The organism is Sinorhizobium sp. 8-89 (genome assembly GCF_030124325.1).
Taxonomy (GTDB): domain Bacteria; phylum Pseudomonadota; class Alphaproteobacteria; order Rhizobiales; family Rhizobiaceae; genus Sinorhizobium.
The window spans coordinates 33,983-56,100 of the sequence record NZ_JASKLR010000015.1 but is presented as its reverse complement, the minus strand read 5'-3'; the positions used below and the strand labels follow the sequence as shown (position 1 = coordinate 56,100).

At 57.6% G+C, this 22,118-nt stretch carries 25 protein-coding genes and 1 pseudogene; 4 read left to right on the top strand and 22 right to left on the bottom strand.

The window, feature by feature from the left end; genetic code table 11:
• Positions 1 to 907 precede the first annotated feature (907 nt).
• Positions 908 to 1,093, bottom strand: coding sequence for a hypothetical protein (locus QN219_RS23575; RefSeq protein ID WP_283979401.1), 186 nt, complete (start codon positions 1,091 to 1,093; stop codon positions 908 to 910).
• Between the two features lie 239 nt (positions 1,094 to 1,332).
• On the opposite strand from QN219_RS23575, the pseudogene QN219_RS23570 reads away from it, so the two are divergent.
• Positions 1,333 to 1,677 (top strand): annotated as a pseudogene (locus tag QN219_RS23570) (transposase); the annotation flags it as partial.
• A 387-nt stretch (positions 1,678 to 2,064) separates the two neighbouring features.
• Here QN219_RS23570 and xopAG read toward each other — a convergent pair.
• The 14 genes from xopAG to QN219_RS23500 all read right to left on the bottom strand — a co-directional run bounded on the left by xopAG (position 2,065) and on the right by QN219_RS23500 (position 15,171).
• Entirely contained in the window at positions 2,065 to 3,624 is a 1,560-nt protein-coding gene (gene xopAG / locus QN219_RS23565; RefSeq protein WP_284002506.1) for a XopAG/AvrGf1 family type III secretion system effector, read from the bottom strand.
• Between the two features lie 188 nt (positions 3,625 to 3,812).
• Positions 3,813 to 4,817 carry a LysR substrate-binding domain-containing protein gene (locus QN219_RS23560; RefSeq protein WP_283979399.1) on the bottom strand — a complete coding sequence of 335 codons (1,005 nt, stop codon included), beginning with the start codon at positions 4,815 to 4,817 and terminating at the stop codon, positions 3,813 to 3,815.
• Positions 4,818 to 5,022: 205 nt separating this feature from the next.
• Positions 5,023 to 5,241 carry an EscF/YscF/HrpA family type III secretion system needle major subunit gene (locus QN219_RS23555; protein ID WP_284002504.1) on the bottom strand — a complete coding sequence of 73 codons (219 nt, stop codon included), beginning with the start codon at positions 5,239 to 5,241 and terminating at the stop codon, positions 5,023 to 5,025.
• Positions 5,241 to 5,495, bottom strand: coding sequence for an EscE/YscE/SsaE family type III secretion system needle protein co-chaperone (locus tag QN219_RS23550; protein ID WP_284002503.1), 255 nt, complete (start codon positions 5,493 to 5,495; stop codon positions 5,241 to 5,243). The genes QN219_RS23555 and QN219_RS23550 overlap by 1 nt, the downstream gene beginning before the upstream one ends.
• Positions 5,495 to 6,868, bottom strand: coding sequence for an FHA domain-containing protein (locus tag QN219_RS23545; RefSeq protein ID WP_284002502.1), 1,374 nt, complete (start codon positions 6,866 to 6,868; stop codon positions 5,495 to 5,497). The genes QN219_RS23550 and QN219_RS23545 overlap by 1 nt, the downstream gene beginning before the upstream one ends.
• The gene (sctV, locus tag QN219_RS23540) at positions 6,865 to 8,946 is read right to left on the bottom strand and encodes a type III secretion system export apparatus subunit SctV (protein ID WP_284002501.1); all 2,082 of its coding nucleotides are present in this window, start codon (positions 8,944 to 8,946) and stop codon (positions 6,865 to 6,867) included. Before sctV ends, QN219_RS23545 begins: the two co-directional genes overlap by 4 nt.
• A gap of 345 nt (positions 8,947 to 9,291) precedes the next feature.
• Positions 9,292 to 9,462: a hypothetical protein gene (locus QN219_RS23535; protein WP_283979394.1), complete on the bottom strand. Its 171-nt coding sequence runs from the start codon at positions 9,460 to 9,462 to the stop codon at positions 9,292 to 9,294.
• Positions 9,459 to 10,481, bottom strand: a complete 1,023-nt coding sequence (locus QN219_RS23530) for a TyeA family type III secretion system gatekeeper subunit (protein ID WP_284002500.1) — start codon at positions 10,479 to 10,481, stop codon at positions 9,459 to 9,461. The genes QN219_RS23535 and QN219_RS23530 overlap by 4 nt, the downstream gene beginning before the upstream one ends.
• A 285-nt stretch (positions 10,482 to 10,766) precedes the next feature.
• Complete coding sequence (gene sctU / locus QN219_RS23525) at positions 10,767 to 11,828, bottom strand: type III secretion system export apparatus subunit SctU (protein WP_284002499.1); 1,062 nt, start codon at positions 11,826 to 11,828, stop codon at positions 10,767 to 10,769.
• Between the two features lies 1 nt (position 11,829).
• Positions 11,830 to 12,618, bottom strand: a complete 789-nt coding sequence (gene sctT, locus QN219_RS23520) for a type III secretion system export apparatus subunit SctT (RefSeq protein ID WP_283979391.1) — start codon at positions 12,616 to 12,618, stop codon at positions 11,830 to 11,832.
• An 81-nt stretch (positions 12,619 to 12,699) separates the two neighbouring features.
• Complete coding sequence (sctS, locus tag QN219_RS23515; protein WP_283979390.1) at positions 12,700 to 12,960, bottom strand: type III secretion system export apparatus subunit SctS; 261 nt, start codon at positions 12,958 to 12,960, stop codon at positions 12,700 to 12,702.
• The gene (gene sctR / locus QN219_RS23510; protein WP_283979389.1) at positions 12,957 to 13,619 is read right to left on the bottom strand and encodes a type III secretion system export apparatus subunit SctR; all 663 of its coding nucleotides are present in this window, start codon (positions 13,617 to 13,619) and stop codon (positions 12,957 to 12,959) included. Before sctR ends, sctS begins: the two co-directional genes overlap by 4 nt.
• The gene (locus QN219_RS23505) at positions 13,616 to 14,602 is read right to left on the bottom strand and encodes a FliM/FliN family flagellar motor switch protein (RefSeq protein WP_283979388.1); all 987 of its coding nucleotides are present in this window, start codon (positions 14,600 to 14,602) and stop codon (positions 13,616 to 13,618) included. Before QN219_RS23505 ends, sctR begins: the two co-directional genes overlap by 4 nt.
• Positions 14,599 to 15,171 carry a hypothetical protein gene (locus tag QN219_RS23500; protein ID WP_283979387.1) on the bottom strand — a complete coding sequence of 191 codons (573 nt, stop codon included), beginning with the start codon at positions 15,169 to 15,171 and terminating at the stop codon, positions 14,599 to 14,601. The genes QN219_RS23505 and QN219_RS23500 overlap by 4 nt, the downstream gene beginning before the upstream one ends.
• A 58-nt stretch (positions 15,172 to 15,229) precedes the next feature.
• Here QN219_RS23500 and QN219_RS23495 point away from each other — a divergent pair, with 58 nt between their 5' ends.
• On the top strand, positions 15,230 to 15,610 hold the full coding sequence (locus tag QN219_RS23495) for a hypothetical protein (protein WP_284002497.1): 381 nt from the start codon (positions 15,230 to 15,232) through the stop codon (positions 15,608 to 15,610).
• A gap of 174 nt (positions 15,611 to 15,784) precedes the next feature.
• On the opposite strand, the gene QN219_RS23490 is transcribed toward QN219_RS23495, so the two are convergent.
• Entirely contained in the window at positions 15,785 to 16,249 is a 465-nt protein-coding gene (locus QN219_RS23490) for a transposase (protein ID WP_284002495.1), read from the bottom strand.
• Positions 16,250 to 16,261: 12 nt separating this feature from the next.
• On the opposite strand from QN219_RS23490, the gene QN219_RS23485 reads away from it, so the two are divergent.
• A complete protein-coding gene (locus QN219_RS23485; protein ID WP_283979385.1) occupies positions 16,262 to 16,648 on the top strand; it encodes a transposase in 387 nt (128 codons plus the stop codon).
• Between the two features lie 378 nt (positions 16,649 to 17,026).
• On the opposite strand, the gene QN219_RS23480 is transcribed toward QN219_RS23485, so the two are convergent.
• From QN219_RS23480 to QN219_RS23455, 6 genes are read right to left on the bottom strand one after another with little or no spacing between them, the layout of a single operon-like run.
• Entirely contained in the window at positions 17,027 to 17,473 is a 447-nt protein-coding gene (locus tag QN219_RS23480) for a type III secretion system stalk subunit SctO (protein WP_284002494.1), read from the bottom strand.
• Positions 17,470 to 18,849: a type III secretion system ATPase SctN gene (gene sctN, locus QN219_RS23475; protein WP_283979383.1), complete on the bottom strand. Its 1,380-nt coding sequence runs from the start codon at positions 18,847 to 18,849 to the stop codon at positions 17,470 to 17,472. The genes QN219_RS23480 and sctN overlap by 4 nt, the downstream gene beginning before the upstream one ends.
• On the bottom strand, positions 18,846 to 19,412 hold the full coding sequence (locus QN219_RS23470; RefSeq protein ID WP_284002492.1) for a FliH/SctL family protein: 567 nt from the start codon (positions 19,410 to 19,412) through the stop codon (positions 18,846 to 18,848). The genes sctN and QN219_RS23470 overlap by 4 nt, the downstream gene beginning before the upstream one ends.
• Positions 19,413 to 19,450: 38 nt before the next feature.
• Positions 19,451 to 20,218, bottom strand: a complete 768-nt coding sequence (locus QN219_RS23465; RefSeq protein WP_283979381.1) for a hypothetical protein — start codon at positions 20,216 to 20,218, stop codon at positions 19,451 to 19,453.
• Positions 20,173 to 20,946: a type III secretion system inner membrane ring lipoprotein SctJ gene (gene sctJ, locus QN219_RS23460; RefSeq protein ID WP_284002491.1), complete on the bottom strand. Its 774-nt coding sequence runs from the start codon at positions 20,944 to 20,946 to the stop codon at positions 20,173 to 20,175. Before sctJ ends, QN219_RS23465 begins: the two co-directional genes overlap by 46 nt.
• A 6-nt stretch (positions 20,947 to 20,952) precedes the next feature.
• Positions 20,953 to 21,387, bottom strand: coding sequence for an EscI/YscI/HrpB family type III secretion system inner rod protein (locus QN219_RS23455; RefSeq protein WP_284002490.1), 435 nt, complete (start codon positions 21,385 to 21,387; stop codon positions 20,953 to 20,955).
• 381 nt (positions 21,388 to 21,768) lie between these two features.
• Between QN219_RS23455 and QN219_RS23450 the strand changes: the two genes are divergently transcribed.
• Entirely contained in the window at positions 21,769 to 22,095 is a 327-nt protein-coding gene (locus QN219_RS23450) for a hypothetical protein (protein WP_283979378.1), read from the top strand.
• Positions 22,096 to 22,118: the final 23 nt, after the last annotated feature.

The window sequence follows — 22,118 nt, the reverse complement described above, 5'->3', positions numbered from 1 at the left end:
TCCGCATGTGCCATCGGCTCCAGCATCCTCGATGTGCGACTTCCCAAGTCTGCCGATGCTCGTCATAATTCATCTCCGATGGAGGCGAGAATGCGCTGCCTATAGGTTCTAGGAAATCGATGGGGGGATGAGGCGTAGGAATGCTACCCCCGACCGACGGCTGGATGCCAGGGTGGCGGGCTTGGCTGAACTGACACTTGGCACTGGCGAAATGGCAGGTGGAGACATCCACCGCCAAAAGTTCGCCGAATCAATGCTGACGGCCGGCACTTGACCGGCTTGGTTCACGTTCCGCCAAAGCTCGTCTTGATCAAAACGTCGCACTGGCGACTGGGAAGATTGATCCACCGACGGCCTAGAGCTGCCTCCCTCAGAGCGCGAAACGCCCTCCCCGGCCTGAGATATCGGGCAAGCATCGTCAATCCGGAACGAACACTTTTGTTCCACGTAATCAAGCCTTAGCAAGATAGACCAGCGACTCGTGACCGAAGCTAGCGATTGTGCTAATGAAGTCTGCTCCTTCGAGACCCTTGAGAACGGATTGCGTTTTGGGTGCACTCAAGGTTTCCGACCGCTGTGCAAAATGAGGCTGAGCAATCGATGATGTAGGTTCTTCATCATCAACAACTGCTGCGAAATCACGCGAGCAACTACAGCCGGACAACAAGTCACATTATCATTCGGTGCGACGGGATGCATGGAGATGGACCTCTTTGGCCTTGGTTTCTGTGATGGAACGGCACTATGAGATCAAGCAAAGAACGTGCCAGTCGGATATGGAGCAGTAAGCACACTCGCAGGCGGTCGGCACAAGAGATTTTCGCATCACAGTTCCCACAGGGCAGAGCGGATCTTTGTCGACTAACGGAAGGTGGCGTCGGCTGTCGAACAGATGGTCCGGGCGCATCTATTCCGTCGGCATCTCGTCTTGGCGTTCGCCGGCGACGTAAATGCGCGCATGGGATGTCAGCATTGCTATGGCGATGACCAGCTCGATGGCGGAACGTCCCTGCTTCTTGCGCTCGATCGGCAGTGTGAGGCGGCGCTTCTGGCCGTTGGTAAAGCCCCGCAACCGGAGGCTCACCGGGGCCATTGTGGCCGCGGTAGCGGGCGCTGGCGAGGGTGCGCTTGATCTAGACTAAGACCAGTCATCTGGAATTAAAATTCACTACATTGTATGCTTTGACCTCTTCATTGGAGGTTGAGCAGTGGCAAATGCGACTGGCCGACCAACGGCCCCATTGGTTTTGAGCGAGCGGAGCGGGAATATCTAGAGCGACAGGTGCGCAAGCATCGTGTTGCGCGCTCCATGCGCGCTTCGCGAAAGCTGGACAGATCGATGCGAATGTGCCGTCCGATTTGGACGTTCATATCGTGATGGACAACTATGCGACCCACAAAACTGCAATGGTCAAAAACTGATGCGACGGCGGCGCTACCACGTGCACTTCACCCCGACCTCGGCATCACGGATCAATCAGGTCGAACGCTGGTTTGCGGAACTGACCCGCACGCAGCTCCGTCGCGGCGTCCACACTTCGACAATGCAGCTCGAAGCCGACATCCGTAGCTTCATCGAACGCCATAACGAGAACCCGAAGCCTTACAGTGGACGAAATCGCAGACGACATCCTGACCTCCGTCAAACGTTTCTGCCAGAAAGCCCAGGACTTATGACACGAATTTCGGATTCAGGTGACGAGTGATCTAGTCGCCTGGGTTTTCTCGATGGCCTCCATCGTGTGCCCAACGTAAAGTTGCCAGGCAGCGCCTTGGTATCCACGAAATTCTTCTGCGGCAGTATCAACACCGCTGGCATATTCGACGGTGGTCGCCGAAACGCGGCTTAGGCGACAGAGCAGTCCGAACTCGTTTTGAGACTATCGGCGCCCGCATCGAGGGCGTGAACCATCTCGTAGAGGTCGCAGCCAAGGGACGGAGCCGGATGACGCCGCGCAACGACCTTTTGAAGAGGGCATCTCCTTTCGCGACATGCCGCGGCGCCAAGCGATCAGTTTTCTTAGGGGCAGACTTCCTCCAGGCGGCTGCAGACTTCCACCATCATTACCCAATCTTCGAAAGACTCCGGCCGCCATAATACTCTTCCGCCGCCTTTCGACAGACAAGCGCGTAGAACTCATCCGCATCCTCGATCGTGTAACCAGCGCCCGCGAAACAGCCACGCGCTATCTCATGGAGCGTATGCCGGATTGAGCTCGTGTCGTCATACACGGCGTTGATGCATGCCACGATTACTATGACCTCCTCCTTTGAGAGCCGCTGCTGGCCACTCATCAAGCGCGTGTGGTTAATGCAGGCGACGGCATTGGCGCACGTGAATGAATCGCCGAATCCGGAGCAGTCCTCGAAACCATTTCCCTGCTCGTTCAACTTGAAATGCGCGATGGGGAGGTATCTCATCTGTGCGATATCCGGGTGGTTCAGATCCGCGACCACTGCGGGGTCGTGACCTGACCGAATCTCCTGGATTCGGGTATCGAGTTTGTGCAGCCATGGACCCACTAAACTCGTGTTACGCTTCAGCCTGTTCTTGTCGGGATCCTCAAACATCAGAGTCGCATCGAGCTTCGCGGTTTCCGACAGTGATAGCAAACCGTGCTCGGCCAGAGTCTTCATCACGACGTTCTCGGCATGTCCCCAGTGCGCGTCCGCAGCGTAGACCTGTCTGAAGTTTAAGATAGCCTGGCCGGCCGCAAACTGGATCTCCTCGCTAAGCCCGCTGTTCCTCTGGAGCAGCGCCTCAACCATTTCGATGCATCGCTTGAGGGTCAGCCCTTTCTCACTGTGGATGGTATCTCGAAAGTGCTGTACCCCCTTGTTCACAAAAGGCTGAGTGACCGACCTCGAGGTGTATCCGTAGGCACCGGTATCCTTATTGAGCACGCCCGTCAGCGCGTATTTATTCTTCTGATTGTAAAGGGGACTCTTCGTCAGATCCGGATCATTCGGCACCTGCGGCGGCTTGTACTTGGCCACGCGCTCGTTATTCACAAGGTGGCCCTTCATGAAGGCTAGGTTCCGAACGAGTGATCCGCGCGCCTCTACGGAATCCACCAATTGCGCGACGTGGACGCGGGTCGCTGCCCGGTAATCGATCATAGTAGCGAACTGGTTGTTGCCGCAGATACGAAATGGAACGTGGGGGCGCCTACTCAAACGCTGAGCTTCGTGGCCTGCGGCGTGATAGCGCGCGTAATATTCCCTCGCCGTCGCCCGGGCCACCTTCAACCGTTGGTTGCTGGTGAAGCCCCTTTTCCCATCATGCAGCGAGGTCGTGGAAAGGGGGAAGTCATTAGCGACCTTATCATAGGTGTAGCCGGCAGCTGCAACGCACAAGCCGTACTTCACCGCTCGCGCGGCAAAGCTTGATCGGCCGCCCGTCCCGCTTTCCGTCGTACCTTCCCCGCTATGCTTTGCCCGGTCGCCGTATGGCAGTTCAGGGCTCCTCGCAGGTGGGGTCTGCGTGTTCCGAGAACACAGCGAGCTAAGTGAGTGAACCCCTTCGCGGAACGCAGTCATCGCACTCGGGGCCTCTGCCAGTCGGTCAACGATCTGCTGGTTTAACGCCGCAAAGCCGCCGAGGCGGTCACTCCCGATTCGCATCGCATCACTCCTCAACTACGCCGATGATCCAGCCTCAACAGCATCAATCGGGCATGACCGCATTGATCTCGCGCAAAGTTTCGAAGCTTGGACCATCCGTTCCCCACTTCGGCGACTAGAATCCACATTGAAACGGCGCCAATATGAAATTGCAGGGGCCTACATCCGGAAGTCGGCCGCCTCGATTATCAGGTGCTTTCAGGTACAAGAGATGCTTGATTATCTCGCGTAGCCGACCCACGAGACGGGTTATCTGAAAAAGCCGCGCTCGCATCCGATGTGAGGTCTTTCTGATGCACTTTCTCCACCTGCGTAACGAGTAAGGCGCTTACAGCCTCGGCGGCGGAGGTGAGCGGAAGGTCGCGGGAGGAGATCAGGCATGCCGTCATATGCATTGGTGGATCGATGACAACCGGGATCAGGTCTTCATGGCCGGCAATGTCCGACAGGTCGCTCTTGGGAACGATGGCACTGGCGATACCGGCCTTGACTAAGGAGAGCGCACTGCTAAAGGTGTCGACCTCCGCAAGGCAGTTCGGAACTACGCGGGCCGCCTCAAACGCCCGGTCCAGTGCATTGCGAATTGTGCTCGGCCGTGTTGGCAGAACAAGAGGAAGCTCAGCCAAGCACTCGAGCGGAACCGAGGATTCCACGTCTTGTGCATGCGCCGGCCGGACCAGGGACAATGGCTGATGAAACAGCGGCTGGCGCGCAAAGCCTTGAGCGGGCTCATCCTCAAACACGACGCAGATGTCGAGCGCGCGTGATTCGATGAGCGGCCTCATGTGGAGGAAGTCTCCCGTGATTAGACGCATTTTCACTTTTGGGAGTTCAGTCTGGCAGGCGCCCACAAAGGCGCTCGCGAAGGAAGCAGCGAGCGCCGAGGACATGCCGACCCTTACCGAGCCTTCCGGTTCTCCCGCCGTGGAGCGAACGATGCCGTGCAGTTGTTCCACTTGCTGCAGGATGGAGGCGGCCTCTCGATACAAGGCCTTGCCCTCCCGTGTCGGGCAAACGCCCCGGACGCTGCGGTGCAGGAGCGGGACGCCAAGCTCGGCTTCCAAGGCAGCAATCTGTTGACTTAAGGCCGGCTGCGCCACGTTGATTGCGGTCGCAGCCCGGCAAAAGCTACCAGCATCCACGATGCCTTTGAAATAGCGGAGGTGGCGTAGTTGCAAAAACCTTGAAAACATCTAATTGCGCCTAAAAGTCACCGGGTGGCCGTTGCGTTGCTGATGCGGGTGTCTCTCATGCTCTGCCGGCGATTGGAAACAATCCCCGACGCGTACCGAATAGACGCGGAGCGCCAAAAACTCGAAAGCACGTGGCTGCCTGCACGGGGCGGCAGATGTAGTCCCGGCAGTGAGCCGCGGGCCGCCGGAATCTGACCTAGGTCACTCACCGGATGTTTCCAATAATGCCATTGAGGGCGTCGTGGATCACTTTGATGAGGGTCGAATCCAAATTCACGAGTGTAGTATGCCTGTTCATCGCGGATTGGAGGCGAAGCTGATCCATAGTGTTGTCTGGATTCATATTTGCCATGTAATTTCTGAGATTTTGTTCTGAGGTCACAACATCTCCGCCTACGTTGGAATTTATGGTATTGAAATCCATTATCTTCTCCCAGATTGGAATTGGTTGGCGTGATAACGCATCCATGTTGTATCAACCACCTCTCTTGCGGCAGTTATCGAGTCGGCAATGGCAGATAATACTTCGAACGCCTGCCTCGGAACGCCGACATCCATCTCGCGTTTCAACGATTCCCGCCATTTTTCCAACTCTGTATCAACAGCAGATCTGTATGTGCCATCGACATCATTGAAAAGCTGCCTCTGTAGGTCAAACATGACCAAATCCTCACTCATCATTGAGCCTCCTCTGCTATCCATTTCGGCTTGCTTGGATAAAGAACATGCACGTCAGACTCGCCGATATGCACAAGTACTCCGTCACGATCGATGGCGATGATCTTGCCGACGTGATCGACGTTATCGCCAACTTTCAGGTGCATTCTATTCTCAATAACGATGAATGGAGTCGGGCCGAGGTCTAAACCTGTCGGCGCCGGCAACCACACGGGCGAGAAGCGCGTCTCAAGTCGGATGTGAGGTGAGAATTTCTTCTCGAAGCGAGAAGAAACAGCCGTCCACTCGTCGTAGGCGGCCGGTGACAACATTCCTGAGACAAGTACGACGTGTGGCTTCGTCACTATGCGAATGGAGCGGCGTAATTGCGTTGCTGTGGCCGTCTCCAGGAAAGCGCGGGCGCGCTCGGGTGTTGCGATCGCATCATCAATTTTGTGCGCCCCGGGAATATCCTGCTGCAGGCGAAGAAGCGCCGCTTCGACGCTCGCGTCGCTCGGACCGTATCCAGTCAGCGCAATCTGTCCTGCGTCTCCCACGCGAGCGCTGCCCTCGATGCCGAACGCCCGCAAGACCGTCGTTGCGAGATCAATGAGCTTTGCACCGGACGGAGTGGCCGGCCGTCTTTTCGGTGCGACTTCAGCCGTTAGTCCGGCGCCGCGTAGGGCGGCTTGAAGCTTCTTACCCTCTGCAGGTAGTAGTTCGCTGTCGATGACGAGCCTTTCACCGGAGAGACTGAATTTGATGTCGTGTGCAACGCCCAAATCGCGAAGGACATTTCGTGCTATCTTGATGCGATCAGTAGCCGAAACGGCGGCCAAGGTGAGAGCGGGAACCCATTCCATCCCTGCCCAGACCCCAGTGCATGTGATGATCAGGAAGCCGCAAACCAACGCGCCAAGCCGCAATTGCCGGGGTATGGGGCCCGTTGAGAGAGGTGTTTCGTGGCCCTCCAGAACCGATAGCTTTTCAAGCGAAGAGGAGGAGAGATGCGGCGCGTCCAGCATTTTATCCTCGAGCGTAGAGACTACGTCGGGAAAGCTGTGCCCGGCGAGCATGACACCGAAAATCGTCCGCCCGACCTCAACTGGAGTGCTCGGCTCAAGAATGATCGGCTTGTCTGTTGGGAGATCTCGACCGCCAACGCGCACGCCCGGCGCGAGCGCTGTGATCTCGATCCTTCCCGCCGTGATCGCGATGGAAAGATGCGACCCAACCAGTTCCGGATCGGCGAAGGTGAGATCATCGGTGTCTTGGCTACCGATCAACCAAACTCCTTCGCCCAGTGATGTCTCAGCACCCCGGTTGGGGCCGGACAACACGCGTAAGGCCAGTTCGGCCTGCTCACCCGTTTGCTGTGTTGTGGCATTCTTCACGGCAGCGATATCCTTGCCAATGGCTGTACACAGATCTCGGGAGTAAGCTCCTGATACGAGAGCACTGGAAGGCCGTGGAAATCGGCTTCAATAATCTTGCGCAAGTATCGGCGGATATCCATGGAAGTCAGCAAAACCGGCTTGTGCGGCTGCTGGTGGAGGTCGCCGGTCGCCTCTCTCATTTTTTCGATGATCTGGCGTGTGGTAAGAGCGTCGAGAGCGAGATAGCTGCCAGCGGAAGTCTGCCGAATGGCGTTACGCACTATGTCTTCCACGTCCGGTGTCAGAATGTAGGCCGGCAACAGATTCATGCTGCAATACTGGAAGCAGATTTGCCTCTTCAGCGCACAGCGGACATGCTCGGTCAGTAGGACCGTATCCTTTTCCTTCTGGCCCCATTCGAGGAGTGCCGTGAGAATGGTGCGCATGTTGCGCAGCGAGACTCCTTCGGACACCAGTCGCTGAAAGACTTCAGAAATCGTCTGCGCAGGAACTGAGCGCAGCACCTCTTTCACGAGTTCCGGGAGCCACGCTTCCACCTGGTTCAAAAGTATTTTCGTTTCCTGAATTCCGACGAATTCATCAGCATGTCGGCGGAGGACATGATCAACATGATAGCTAAGGATCTGAACGGGCTCCAGGAATGGGATGCCGGCAGCTTGTAAGGACTCGCGGTGTGCAAGGTCCACCCAGACTGCCTCGATCTGAGGCAAGAAGCATTTATCCAGTACATAGGGAATGCCCAAAAGGTCGAGAGTCTCGGGCGTCTCGCGTGCCAGAAGGTATTGCGACCGTAGCTCTCCTTCACCACACGGTATTTCATGCAGCATGATGATGTAGGCTCCGTCCTTGCAGCTATCGTTGACCCGCAGTTTGATTTCCGGAAGGGGAATGCCGAGATCGACAAGAATTGTCTGCCGCACGGCGGCCACCGCCTCATTCAATAGATCTGGCTGGGCGATTAGCTGAACGTCGTGGCCAATATCGACCATCACAGGTACCGTCAGCACGATGCCAAGCTCGGCAGCCCCATCCAACGCCGGTGAAAGGACGCCGCCGTTCTTCGAGCCGGAATACAACACCGGGGCTGAATGCTGCCGACTGCGCTGCAGTAGCCAGCCACCGCCCCCCGCCAGTGCTGCCAAGATCACGAAGATCACCATGGGGAAGCCAGGCACGAAAGAGAACAACAGGAGGATGAATGACCCGACGATCAGTGCACGTGGCTGTGCGCTGACCTCTTCGCCGATTTCACTGCCAAGATCGGCGCCATTATCGTCATCACTTACCCTCGTGACGATAAAGCCTGCCGTGACGGCTGTGAAGAGAGCTGGAATCTGACCGACCAGCCCATCCCCAATGGTGAGGATCGCGTAGACCTCAAGCGCCTCGTACAAGCCCATTCCCTTTTGCAGCGAACCAATCGCGATGCCGCCTATGATGTTCACCGCGATGCTAATCAAGCCGGCGATGGCATCACCCTTGACGAACTTCATGGCACCGTCCATGGCACCATACAGCTGACTCTCGCGCTCGATCGCGACACGGCGCCGTCGTGCCTCTCGGATATCGATGCTGCCAGCACGCAGGTCGCCGTCGACGCTCATTTGCTTGCCTGGCATTGCATCCAGGGAGAAGCGTGCAGCGACCTCGGCCACGCGTTCGGAGCCTTTGGTGATGACCACAAACTGCACAATTGTGATGATCAGGAAGGTGACCGCACCCACTACGAGATTGCCGGCCACTACAAATTCGCCGAATGTTCTGATGATTTGACCGGCATCCGCGCGCAGCAAGATCGTACGTGTCGCAGCGATGCTAAGCGACAGCCGAAAGAGCGTCGTCAGCAAGAGTACGGACGGGAATGAGACGAACGCGAGGGGTGACTTGATATAAACCGCCAGCATCAGCAGAAGCGCTGAGATGCCCAAGTTGATGGCCTGCAGCACATCCACTATGCTTGGGGGTAGCGGAATGATCATCATAAAAATGATCGCGATTAGCAACGCCACCAGAACAATATCGTTACGGCCGGTCGGCGCCGTCAGGATTTTGTGGAGAAACTTCACGCTGGCCATCCGCGCGACGTTTTCTGTAGGTCCCCTTCCGGCCAAGCCCTCACCTTGGCCCGAACGCCGAGCTGCCAATGGGCGCTGGCCAACGGCCACAGGGTGCAAACGCGGTCTTTCGCGCCCAATGGCTGCGCCGGAAACCGGCTTGTCTGGGCAGCAGCATCCGCGCAGGCTCCCGCTTGCAGCAATGCTAGACAGCGCGCATGTCCTGCCCGGCGGCACACGGGACCGAACAGCAACTTGGCGGCGTTGTCTTGGTAGCCAAATACCCTGTAAAGGTATGCGCGCACATACAGGTCGTCGCGCATGTCTAAACTGATGAGTTGTTCCGTCATTGGGATCATTCTCGTGTCAGAGCACGGCACGCCTCTCAGATAAAATCGCGCCGCGTCTGCTTGAGTACGTCAACCGCGTCGCTGGACAAATGTGATCTGGTTTGTGCGCTGCCAGCACGGACAACCACGCCTTCGCGGCCTTGGACATGAGCGCCATCGTCAAACAGAAGCCGATCTCGGCATTCATGCGCTTTCCTCCTTTTCAATGAGGATGTCCATTGCTTGCTGCATCGCCCTTAGCCCTGCTGTTCGCGTCTCTAAATCGCGGTAAACACCGGGCGGTATCATCGAGAGGAGATTCCGCGATTCGCGCAGTACCGCAATTTGGACATCCAGTCGGTCGGGCGAGATTCCGAGTCGCTCCGGAATCGGATTGACGTTCGAAGGCCCGGGTACGACGTCCCCGACAAACGGCAGTAACTGCTGCATCACCGCAGCAGGGGTCATGTCGAGCTGGCTCTGCCTCCGTATCCGCATGATCATTTCGCCGCAGCGCTCATGCACGCTGTCCAGCACACGGAGGGCCTTCAGTCCTCCAAGGATGCAATGTAACTGCGCTGGCTCGACAGAGGGACCGGCTAAGCGGATGTCTTCGCCGAGCGTACGCGTCAAGAAGGCAATGCGCTGCGCGAACCCCTCGGCGCTAAGGTTTTTAAAAAATCCTTTATATAGTCTGCCCAGCGCTGAGGCGCTCGAGACCATTGCGCGGCAGAAATTGCGCAGTTCGCCGGCGACCTGTTGATCGCCGCCGCACGCCTGTTCATCTGCTTCGCCCGGTATGTTGAGACCAGTCCGGACAGCTACCCCTTGCTCGGCCGTGCGCTGGGCCTTGCCGGTGCGGTCGGCAAGCTGGCCGAGACCTTCGCGGTACAATTCTCGCGCCGCCGGATCGAGTGGTACATTGGCATGTGAGGGACCCGCGGACCGATGGCCTGCATTGAGCAGAGTATCCCCACAGGCGGGATTGTCGCCGCGGACACCACGCAATAGCGCCTCCGGGTCGCCACGATTGAAATACTCCAACCGTTCGAGACAGGCATTGACTTCTTCATTTGCGCTGGGACCTTGCACTAGAAGTTTCTTCGAGATCTTGCGTTCGGCGCGCTCCTTCACCTCCATCAACTCAGAAAATCCAAAAGTCCGCTCTTCCTTTGCCTGCTCCAAGAGTGTGGCAAGCGTAGGGGGCAATCCCGCTCGATCGGACATTGTTTCGCCTCCAAGAGGAAATTCGGTCGCTCTGCTTCACGCCGATATGTCCGGCGCGGACCTAAGGGAGCCCGCTCCTTGTGATAACCCATCTTGACAGCAAGACAGTGAAATCGACGGGAACCGTCATTGCGCCGCACTTTACGCACCCGACAGATAAAACTTACTGTGAACAAGACAAAATAGTTGTTCGATATCACCCCATATCTCAGGCGTATCGCTGCCAAGAGAGCTGCGGACAGACCGGGCGGCAGCATGTCTTCAAATACTTGAACTCGAATGAGACTAACGCAATGGACTGCCGGCATCGGCCGCCAGCGTCCCGAGCGCCCGAAGGACCTCCGCGAGAGGTTCAATCAGGTGCGACGGAATATACTCATCGACAAGGCCATCCTCTAGGAGCGCGCGCGCCAGTCGAATGTTTCGCAACACCGGCACTCCGGCAGCGACCGCGGCATCGATCATTCGCTGCGCCAAGTGATCGGTACCGATGGCCTCAATGATGGGTAAGGGAGTGTGCTGCCGATCATAGTAAATCGCTACCGCAATGTGCGTGGGATTGGTAACCAAAACGGTCGCTCTGCGCGACGGGTCAATCATGTTCTTAGCAAGCAGCTGCGTATGGAACCGCTTGCGTCGGCCTTTGGTGAGAGGGTTGCCTTCACTTTCCTTAAATTCTTGCTTCACCTCATCCTTCGACATCATATTCTTTTTCGTGAACTGCCATCGCTGGAATGCGAAATCCACAATTGCCACCGAAATATAACTCAACCCTACATAGATCGCGATCTTAAGCAGCAGGTTACTTGTAACTGCGCTGAGGCAAGATCTACCGCAGCTCGGCGTCCAAACGAGGGCATCGATACCTTCATTCAGAACAGATACAAGAACCAAACCGAGCATCAACAGCTTTACGATCGACTTACCCACGTCAGCGAGATTCTGCAGCGAAAAGATTCTCTTGATATTCTGACTGGGGCTGAGCTTTTTGAGCGATGGCGCGGCTGCCTCGGGCGAGAAGACAACTCCGTTCTGCAGGAAGTAAGCACCTACTCCGATGACCAGGACGACACCGAGGAAAGGTGCGACCACACTTTCTACTTCACTGACGTAGACTTCGAGGAGCTGTCGCGAGACAATGAGAAAGTCCCCTTCCAGAAACGGGATAGGCTTCAGGATCATTGCCTTAAGTCGGTCTACGATGCCGGACAACGAGCCGAAAAACAAGGCGAAGAAACCAATGGTCACTGCCGCGGTTACGACTTCCTTACTGTGCGGGACTTGACCCTTTTTGCGTAGGTCCCGTAGTCGCTTGGGGCTGGGCTTTTCGGTCTTTTTACCTGTCATGTCACTTGACGACGTGGTTGAAAATCACGACAGCCGAGGGCACGTGCTTGTCGGCGGTGATCAGTACATTCGTGAGTGAAAGGATAAGCAGAAAAAGACCGACTGCGCTCTTGACCGGCATGGCGAGAAAGAAGACCTGCAGCTGCGGCGCGAACCGGCTGATCAGTGCCAAGCCCAGTTCGCTGAGGAACATGGCAACGATGGCTGGGCCAGCCAGAAGCAATGTGAGCAGCATGACGACGTCCGCGAGGCGTAGAATTTCGGTGACGAATGCCGGACCGAATGCGGGTTGGAAGCGCCACAGAGGCCAGATGTCATAGGAGCCGTAGAGTATGGCAATAACGGTGGAGAAGCCGCCGGTGACGAAGAGCCATGTGACATAAAGCTGTGCTAACAAGGCCCCAAGCGGCGAGGCTTGGTTCCCGGTTGCGCGATTCAGGAGGCTTGCCATCGTGGCGCCTCTCTGGTTGTCAATGAATGTACCTGCGGCCTCCACACCCCACACGATGGTGGCAACTGGCATCCCTAATAGGAGTCCAACGACGAGTTCCTTAAGACACAGGCCCAGTATTGGTGAAAGATACATGACGTCGAGGTTCGTAGGCTTGGTTCTCCAAGCATATGCGATGACCGGAAGCGCCCAGGAAATGATGATGCCATTGCGCGTCAGCCCAGTAATAATGCCGCGTCCGAAGATGGGCGTGATCAACATCATCCCCGACGTACGCGCCATCGCAAGCGCAAACACAACGAGGGCCATATGCAACTGAGTCGGATCGAGTGGCGACATGGAGTGGATCAGTCTAGATGATTAGGTGGGGTCACTGCGGTGACCTTAGTAGATGCACACAAGGAAGGCATTCAATCGAACTCACATCGCGCCGATCTTGTCGAAGATCTTTATCGTATAGCGATTGAGCTCACCGAACCAGCTCTCGGTGACGACCAGTACCAGACTCACGCATATCAGCTTTACCACGAAAGGAAGTGTCTGCTCTTGAACTTGGGTCAGGGCCTGCAAGACGCTGACGATCAGCCCAACCGCCGCGGCAACCAGGATTGTCGGCATCGAGAGGACCAGTGTCAGGGTGAGCGCCTCGATGGCGGTGTTGCTGAGAGTGGCGCTGTTCACGACGCCGACCCCGCGTAAGACAAGACGAGGCCGTGGATTAGGCGCTGCCAGCCATTCACGGCAACGAACAAGAACAGCTTGAATGGCAAGGATATCGTCATCGGCGAGACCATCATCATGCCCATTGCCAGAAGAATGTTCGAAATCACGAGGTCGATGACAACAAAGGGTAGAAACAATAAGAAACCGATCTTGAACGCGTCCTCCAGTTCGGAAGTGAGGAAGGCCGGGATCTGAACCAGGAAATCCGTGTCAGTTACCGAAGCGCCGTCCTGCTTCTTCCATAATTCCCGAGTCGCATTGACGAAGAACTGTCGTTCCTGCCGCGATGTGTTTTTCTGGAGAAAATTACGAACTGGCTCGGCAGCAAGTATCATCGTTTCGCTCAGCTCCCGCGTATTTTCGAATACGATCGGCTTATCTCTCACTGCTTCATAAACGCTCTTGACCACGGGCTGCATAATATAAACAGAAAGTAGGATGGCGAGCGCATTCAGGGCCATGTTCGGCGGTATGTTCTGAACGCCGAGCGCATTGCGTACCAGTCCAAATACGACGACGAGCTTCACGTAAGAGGTGACGGTAATTGCAATGAAGGGGACAACCGCGATGGCGCCGAGCAGCGTGATCAGCATAAGGGGATCAGGCAACCCGTTCATGGTTCTGCTCGCGGTAAGCGCATATCCACCACGCGCACACCTGTCCGCTCGGCGATACGCACCAGTTCGCCGGTTGCGACCACCTGTCCATTGATGCGCAAGCTAACATTGGCTGTGGCATCAAAACCCAGATCCAGCACCTGTCCGACAGCGAGTTCGCGAACCTGCCTGAGCGGCATGGTTAGCTGTCCAACATCGACGTCAACTGGCAAGTTGATGCTGTCGAGGGTTTCCGGTGGGAGCGAGTCAGGTCTATCCATTACGGGATCCACTGCTGCAAGGACGGTAAGAAGGCCATTCAGAATGGAGGCGCGAAAGCGAGGGTTGTCAGAGCAAAATAGCAAAACAGTCATGGCCCCATCGGGGGAGACGGGCGTGTTATCCAGCAGGATGACGTCACCGGGCGCGAGTTGCTGCAGATCCGCCAGGTTAAGATTGATGCGGGCGATTAGCAGAGAGAGAGAAAGGCAGATGTGATCGACTACGGCGTGCACGACGGGCAGCGCTGAGCAGCAGTCGGCGATCCAATGCAGTCCGCCGGCATCGAACTCTACCAGGCCGAGGAGGTCGCCTGGAACGTCCTGGCGAACGATCTTAAATGCGTGGGAAAGCGCTTCGGTGATCTCGGATGTGGACCAGATGGGCCGCCTACCGCACCATCGTTCCACCTGGACGGCGACATCTCGAAGCACGATGTCGAACAGGAGTTCCCGCAAGGGGTCGTTGAGAGGCAGCGCAGTCACGTCTGGCCAATGTTTGACCGCCATGGGCGGGAGGAGCGACGAGTCGACTGCGACGCGAATATTGTGGCCGCATACGCGCATCACTGCTCGGTAGTAGTCCGGTGGGAGCGGAGGCAGCGCCGATCCCGGCATCATAGCTTCGACATTGATACCCGCAAGGTTGAAAGCGACCGGCAGTCGGGTAGCAAGACGGGACACGTCGGAAGCCTCACGCGGGAGATAGCAGGGAAGATCAATCATGGACTCTTCTCAGCGACAAAGTGCCGTACTGGCTCCCACCCGCAAGATCGGCAATCACCGTCTTGTTCCTCACAGATTGGGCTGTTACCGCATACCGTCACCACGACATGGACGCCGAGCCGATCGGACAAGTCGCTCGCAAAAGCATGGCTGTGGGACTTTAGGAGGGGCCGAAGCCGCTCGGATCGGATGTGAACTCTCAGGCTGTTGGGGCGGTAACTGATGGTCACATGCGCGTTGCCAAACACCTCGCCCCCGAGCACGATGTGCACGACGCTATCGCCGACTTCGTCTTGACCAACCAGAATGTGCTCGATTATTGCTTGGGCCAACTCGGCGAGTTCGGCTGACCGAGACGGCTGCTTGGCCGATCCCAGACGCTCCACGGCATTCAGCATGGCACTGTCGAGCGAGGTGGCAAGCAAGGAAAGGAGGAGTGCGGCACTCCCGTTTTCCGCCGCATCATGTTGATCACCGCCAATCTTGTAGCCCGGGGCATCCTCGGCCAACTCGCATGTGTCCTTCTTCCCCTCTTCGAACTTTTGCGAGAACCGGTCGACATCCCGCATATGCACTCGTTTCGGCGCAGGGACCCCTTCCGTTCGCCAGGCGGAATGGTCGCATGGCGTGAAGGCCGAGATTCGAGCATTGATTACCAACGGGCGTTCTCGCATCAAACTGCCTCCACTGACGCCAACGTTCATCGCGGTGGATGACCTGATTGCCGACGGTGGAAGTAATTGGCAGGACACTGATGACGGAGAGGTGCCGAACCCACAATGGTGTCTCTCACCGGTCCACGTCTCCAGCACCCGCCACCACGCGAAGCTTATATTGGTCAATCTCTTCACGACTGAAGGAAGGGGATTCTCTTTGCAGACCATCGCCCCCACTGTGACTGGAAGCAAATACGATTTCGGTATTGGGCCAGCTGCAGATGTTATGCCCGTCGCAGCGAGGGTGCTCAGCGATTCGGCCAGAAAGATCCTGGAGCCAAGGAGGACCTGACGCGGCGCTATTCGGAGCTTGCGCCCTGAGATGACGCTGACCAAACAACACGGTAGACCATGGAATACCACCCGCAATGCCCTGTAGAGCGACAATCTGGGGTTCTTCCGCCATATTTGGTGCAGGGTCGTGGTCATCCCCGCTGCCGAATCGATATTGCCGCCGGTCTGCCTCTCATGCCCGGGCCAGCACCTTGCTTTTCAGGAGATTGTATCCCGAACGCCCGTACATCTGGCACTTGATCATCTTGAGGCGATTGATTTGCCCCTCGACCGGGCTGGTGCTCCAGGGCTCTGTGATCGCGGCTTTCACCGCCTCAATATCGCGTTCGATCCCCGCAGCAAATGACGCCAGTTCGCTGTGTCTGGCATCTGCGATCCATCTTTCGAGATCATCGTCGTCGCCACGAATAAGAGCGGCAAAGCGGCCAGCGAGTTCTGCGGCTTTTTCACGCTTTGGCGCATGTTCGTAAAGATGACGAAGGAAGTGACCGGCACGTTCGTTGAGCGAGGCAGCGTCCCGGCTGAGGAACCACGCGCATTCCCGACGCGATGGCGCACGCTCGCGTGCATGCTCCGTGAGGGCGTAGGGACCCCACGTATCATTTGGCCCGCTGATCGGGGATTCTGCATGAATCATGCAGAGAATCCTATGAGTGACAGTGTGAATCAGCCGCGAATATTTGAGGTTTTGACGGCGGCGCCGGTGCGGGCGCGACGCAAACCGCGTGACTGGCCGAACGAAGAGAAGGAGCGCCTGATTGCTGAGACGTTGTTGCCTGGGGCCAATGTCTCTGCGATCGCGCGTGCTGAGGGATTGGATCCCCCGCAGCTTTACGGATGGCGTCGCAAGGCACTGTCATCGGGGGTGGTTGCGCCCCTGACGGACACCGCGAAGAAGGAGGTCAAGTTCGCGCGCGTTGAGCCGGTAGCAAGTTCTACGGTCGAAATCGTCATCGGTGATGTCGTAGTGCGAGCCGCCGGCGATATCGAGGCGGATCACCTGGCGGAGGTACTCCGGGCGGTCCGCAAGGCATGATCGCGTCCGGCGTCATCGTTTAACGTGTCGTGCCAGTCGCGCCGCAATGCCCTGTTCCTCGCGGCATCCGTCACTTTGACGGGCTGCCGTAGGGGTCTGCGCCACGTCTCTTTGCGCAACTCGCTTAGATTAATTATTCTCGTATGCTGTATCATCCCGTGTGGGCTGGACTGAGCGTCCCCCCGCAACAAATGGTCGCCCTGCTTTAATCGGCGGAACGGTCCCGATATTGCACCAAAGGGGTGCTGGTGGATGCGGAACCCCGTTAGGGGCGCAGCGTTAAGTAACGCCATTCAATCCGTCAGGGCGTCTTAGATTTGAATCAGGATGCTGGCGGCACATCGATACCGACGAACAGTCTCGCTCCTCGACAAAATGCTACAATTCCGACTCCGCCGCCCGCTCTTCTTCCGCGGTGTCGCCGACGGCAAGGCTTCGAACCAAATTCTCGAATTTAGCCACCTCGCGGTTTGCATCACGTGCTGCCTTGTGCGCCTCTTCACGTGCCTGCAGCCTTTGGTGGCCCTCCGTCAGGGCCGCGTCAAGGCGCCTCTCGAGCACCTGTTCATACGCGTGCAGCGAGGCTATTTTCGCCTTCACCTCCTCAAGATCGGCGACAGCGACAGTTTCGCCGATTAACGCATCGTATAACGCTGCTTCTCGACGGGGACGATCTTGCTGCCATGTACGCAGTTCCGTCAGAGCGGTATCGACAGCTGCGGCAGCTTTGCCAAGGGCTGAGTGCCGTACTTGTAGCGTCTCTTCGGCACGGCGACGCCGCAATTGCTTCAACTCAAGGAGTTGATGTACCGCCTTGGGAATCATGCCAGGCACGCGGCGAGCTTATGAAGCATCGCTTGGAAGCCTATCTGCTCTCTCGTCGACTGTCGTAGGAAACTTCGTATGTCGTCTATCTTCGCGATAGCCGCATCGGCGAGAGGATCGGCTCCTTGCTTGTACTCTCCGACGCGTATTAATAGTTCCACTTCTTGGTATTTCGCCATTAGCTCCCGCAGCCTACCTGCCAGATTCTCATGCTGCGAAGAGACTATGGTGCTCATGACCCGGCTGACACTTGCTAGGATGTCGATGGCTGGATAGTGATTGGACATCGCCAGAGTGCGCGACAGCACAATATGGCCATCCACGACAGAACGGATTTCATCGGCCACGGGTTCGGCCATGTCATCGCCCTCCACGAGCACTGTATAGAAGGCCGTTATCGATCCGCAGTCGTTGTTTCCGGCCCGTTCCACGAGCCGCGGCAATGTCGCGAAGACCGATGGTGGGAAACCACGCCGTGCGGGCGGTTCACCTGCAGCGAGACCGATCTCCCTCTGCGCGCGCGCAAACCGGGTTACTGAATCCATAAGAAGCAGCACACGCTGTCCCTGATCGCGATACCACTCGGCGATTGCCGTGGCCACGTAGGCCGCCTTCACCCGCTCCACGGCGGGACGGTCGGATGTGGCAACGACGAGAACCGATCTCGATCGCGCTTCTGCGCCGAGATTGTGTCCGATGAACTCCTGCACCTCTCGGCCACGCTCGCCAATCAACGCTACCACCGTCAAGTCGACCGCTGCGCCGCGCGCCAACATCGACAGCAGGGTACTCTTGCCGCCGCCCGCTGCCGCAAAAATTCCCATGCGCTGCCCCTCGCCGCACGTCACAAGACCGTCGAGCGCGCGTACACCCAGCGGAAGAACGTTGTCGATCATACGCCGGTTCAGGGGATCCGGCGCGTCGCCGTGTACCGGCACGCGGGTTTCTGGAAGCAAGGGGCCATGGGTGGGCTCGTCAAGAGGGCGCCCGAGACCGTCAAGTATCCGGCCGAGCAGGTTCCAGCCTGCTGGAGCCATCAGAGGCTTCCCAAGCGGTATCACTTCGGTGCGGGTAGAAAGTCCCTGCAACTCCCCCAGCGGCGTCAGAATGGCGATGTCGTGCTGAACGCCGACGATTTCCGCTGATAGCTCGAAGTGGTTTTCGCGGTTGCGCAGCATGCATAGGTCGCCTATGCGCGCGCCGGGGACCGTGGCACGGATGATCGTTCCAACAATCTGAAGAACACGACCGCAGAGCCGCATCGTTGATGTCTGGGCAATCTCCCTGCCCGCAAGCTGGAAGAAGCGATCGATGTAGTCCTGCGAAGAGTTATTGAAGGCCACTGCTGGCAGCGGTTCGGACGGCTTGGACTTCACCTGATAGAGGCTCCCAGGCTGTTCCGCAGGCCGCTTTCGATCAACGCTAGCTGCGCTTCGATCGTGGCATCGACCAGTCCAGCATCAGTTTCAAGGATGCACCCGGCATCATTGACGCCCGGATCGGGGATCACTTCGACGATGGACCGCGATGTCATTGCAGTAAGGAGCTCGTTCAACCGTTTGCGAACCGATTCAACGAGCGACGGCGTTACGCGCAACCGGACGACAGAGCTCTCGCCAACGAATCTCAGACTCTGCAAAGCAATATCCACTGCCGCGTTCTCCGGTGCGACGGTATCGATAACCCGGCGTGCGATGTGCAAGGCCATGTCGACAATCCGTTGTTCATTCTGCTCCATTATCCGCAGTGTCCCCACGGCGATTGCAGTCAAACGATCCTGGATTTCCGCTTGCGCTGCTTTCAAACCCGCCTCTTTGGCTGCCGTCTCGATCATGGTCACGGACTCGCGCGCTGCAGCAGTGAGCGCGTCCGCATCGCGTCGCGCCCGATCGAGCAGTTGCTCGGCGTCCACCATCGCCTGCGCGCTGGCCGCCGGCAAGATCCGCCCTGGGCCGAGAATGCCGACCGTACCGGACGTCAGTTGAACCAGTGCGACCATGTTGGCATCGATTTGCGGACTAGGCGCCGCATGGCACGAAACGCGTCCTCGCCAGCACTGTCGTTACGGCAGGCGTCCGCAGCCGCCATCCAAATCGACGCAGGGCGGCGCAATCTCAGTCGGGCCCGCAGCACCGGGGGGATGCCGCCAATCGCAAGGCCGAACATCGCCGCACCGCAGTGGAGCAATGCACGAGGCTCGGTCGGCATCTCGGAAGCGCCGATCGCCGACATCAGTTCGACCGTTGGTCGCGGCAGAAGTACAGCATGCGAAGCGAATGCGACAGCCTCTTCTCCAAGGACGGCGCGGGCGGCCTCAACATCCACGTTCCGAAGAAGGCCCAAGAGACTGGACACACCGGTCCAAGCGCCGGCCAGACACATGAGGCGCACGGCATCAGGCGCCGGCAAAAGAGCGAACCGCACGCGTTGTGCATCGCTGGCGGAAATAATGGCAGACGGAGCAGTATATTGTCCGCGAAGCAGCCAGCGTCCAAGTTTGACGCGGATGTACGGGTCGGCCAGAGCGGTGCCCAGCGGCATCCAGTCGGGCCAATCACTCGCGATAACGATATCGAGATCGGCAGCAGGATCGGCAATGCAGCGCATCATTGCCCCCGCCCATGGCGCGTTAAGCCATTCATCCGAAGTCGCTCGCGAGCTCGTCGCGGTCATAGCTGGTTTGTTCGCTTCATTTGAGTTCATGGCACCGCCCCAAGGGGTGTGCGGCGGAAGCGCCGCCGCCACAGGAGTAATGCGAGCGCGACATTGCCCGTTAGCAACACCGCCATGCCGCCCACGAGCCCCATCAAGAGGTAAAATCGGTCGCTGCCTTCCGTCGGCGAGGCAGCCCCATCGACGGGACCCACCGAAGTATCGTCCTGGTGAGCCTCAACCAGGACAACCGAGACCCGATCATACGACAGACCCTCCAGACTATTTGCGACCAACTCCTTGATCTTCGGCACGATCTGATCAATGGGTGCGCCAGGTGTGTAACGGACGAGCACACCAGCACTTGAGGGTGAGGGCGTATTAAGGTCGTCATCCGCGTTTTCGGGCAAAACCGCATGGACCCGCGCATTGAGCACGCCGTCGATACTGGTCAACGTCCGAGAGAGTTCCTGTGTCGTACCATAAATAAAGCGCACACGCTCCTCTGTCGGCGATGAGATCATCCCTTCTTTGCTGAAGAGAGTCGCCAAATCAGCGAAGTGTTCGCGAGGCAGCCCAGCACTATCCAACACATCCATAGCACGCGGCAGGTCCTGCGTGGGCACCGAAAGCGACACATTACCCCTGCTGTCTGTCGCCCTTTCGGCATGGATACCTTGACGCATAAGGGATGCCAGCATTTGGTTAGCCTCACGCGCAGAAAGATCGCGGTAGAGCTCTATCTTCGATCCACAGCTCACCAACGTGAGTAGCACAACAGGTGCCACCACCCGCTTCAACACACACGACACCCACGCCATTGTCCCTCATTGGCTTTTCAGGAATGTATCGAGACTTTCGGTAGCCTTTCCAACCACCTTGGCCGCAATGCCGTACTGCAAGGTCATGGCCGATAGCGCGAGTTGCGCTCGCAGCCAGTCAACCGAGCGGATTTCCTCCAAGTTCAAGCGCTCTGTTGCCCTGCGAGTGGCTTCAACGGCTTCGGTAAGGCTCGTGCTCAGGTTCTCCATCCCGCTGAGCATGCCATCGGGTGTGCGAACGACGTCAGGTCCATGCCCCTTCTCGGTCGACTCGTCGGCAGCAGTAATCAGTAGTGCGTCGTCGCGTTCCAACGCCGCTGGCCGCTCGAGTGCAGCACGAAAGGCCTCTATGGACTCAGCTGGCAATATCGATGCGGCCGATGTGTCCGCCATCAACTTGGCCGGCAGTGTTTGCGAGAAGATGTTATTCACGCTGCTCATCAGATGCTCCGTTCTGCAGTATGTGCCGGCACCGCCTTGCCCAACGCTGAGAGGAGCCCGTCGAGGCCGGGGTCGCCACCTGGGACACGCCCTAGCACAGTACTGCTTTCGCTAAAGCGCCCTGCGACCTCAAGAGCCAGGGCTTGAAACGCCATTCCATATGCGTCATTCGCGTCGGCAAGAGGACGGAGACGCTCCAGGGCTGCCTCAATATCGCCTGCCGTCAAATCTGCAAAAGCGTAAGCAATAACGCACTCCCGGCTGCCCGGCGCCATTGCGTCGAGCCCCTTTGCGATCCGCCTCGCCCGCACGACGTCGTTCGTGATGCAAGCCAAGAATGCCGTCGCGGCCAGATGTCTGCGGAGATCAGACAAGGTAGACATGTACGTCGAATTTCTCCTTGTTCGTGATTGTACGTTGCCTGCCAGTAATGCACCGATATCTGGTCACTTACCTCATCAAGAAAAAACCATCGTGCCAGGTTCCCGCCAGCAACGGCACGGCTATGAGATCAATGCTGCTGACCAGGTCCGTAAGCACTCGATCGGCGCTTCTGCCGACAATCAAGCCCTTGAGACAATCAACTCCTATGAGCATTTAATTCACCCAACCGGTCGGCGCAAATACAATGCCGGTATGGGGTCAGACTGGCTGCTTATGGATAATCGATGCGCGCGTTTCATCGCTCGGTCCGCCACAACAGTTTGAAGCGGCCGGCTGCGCAAAGTGGT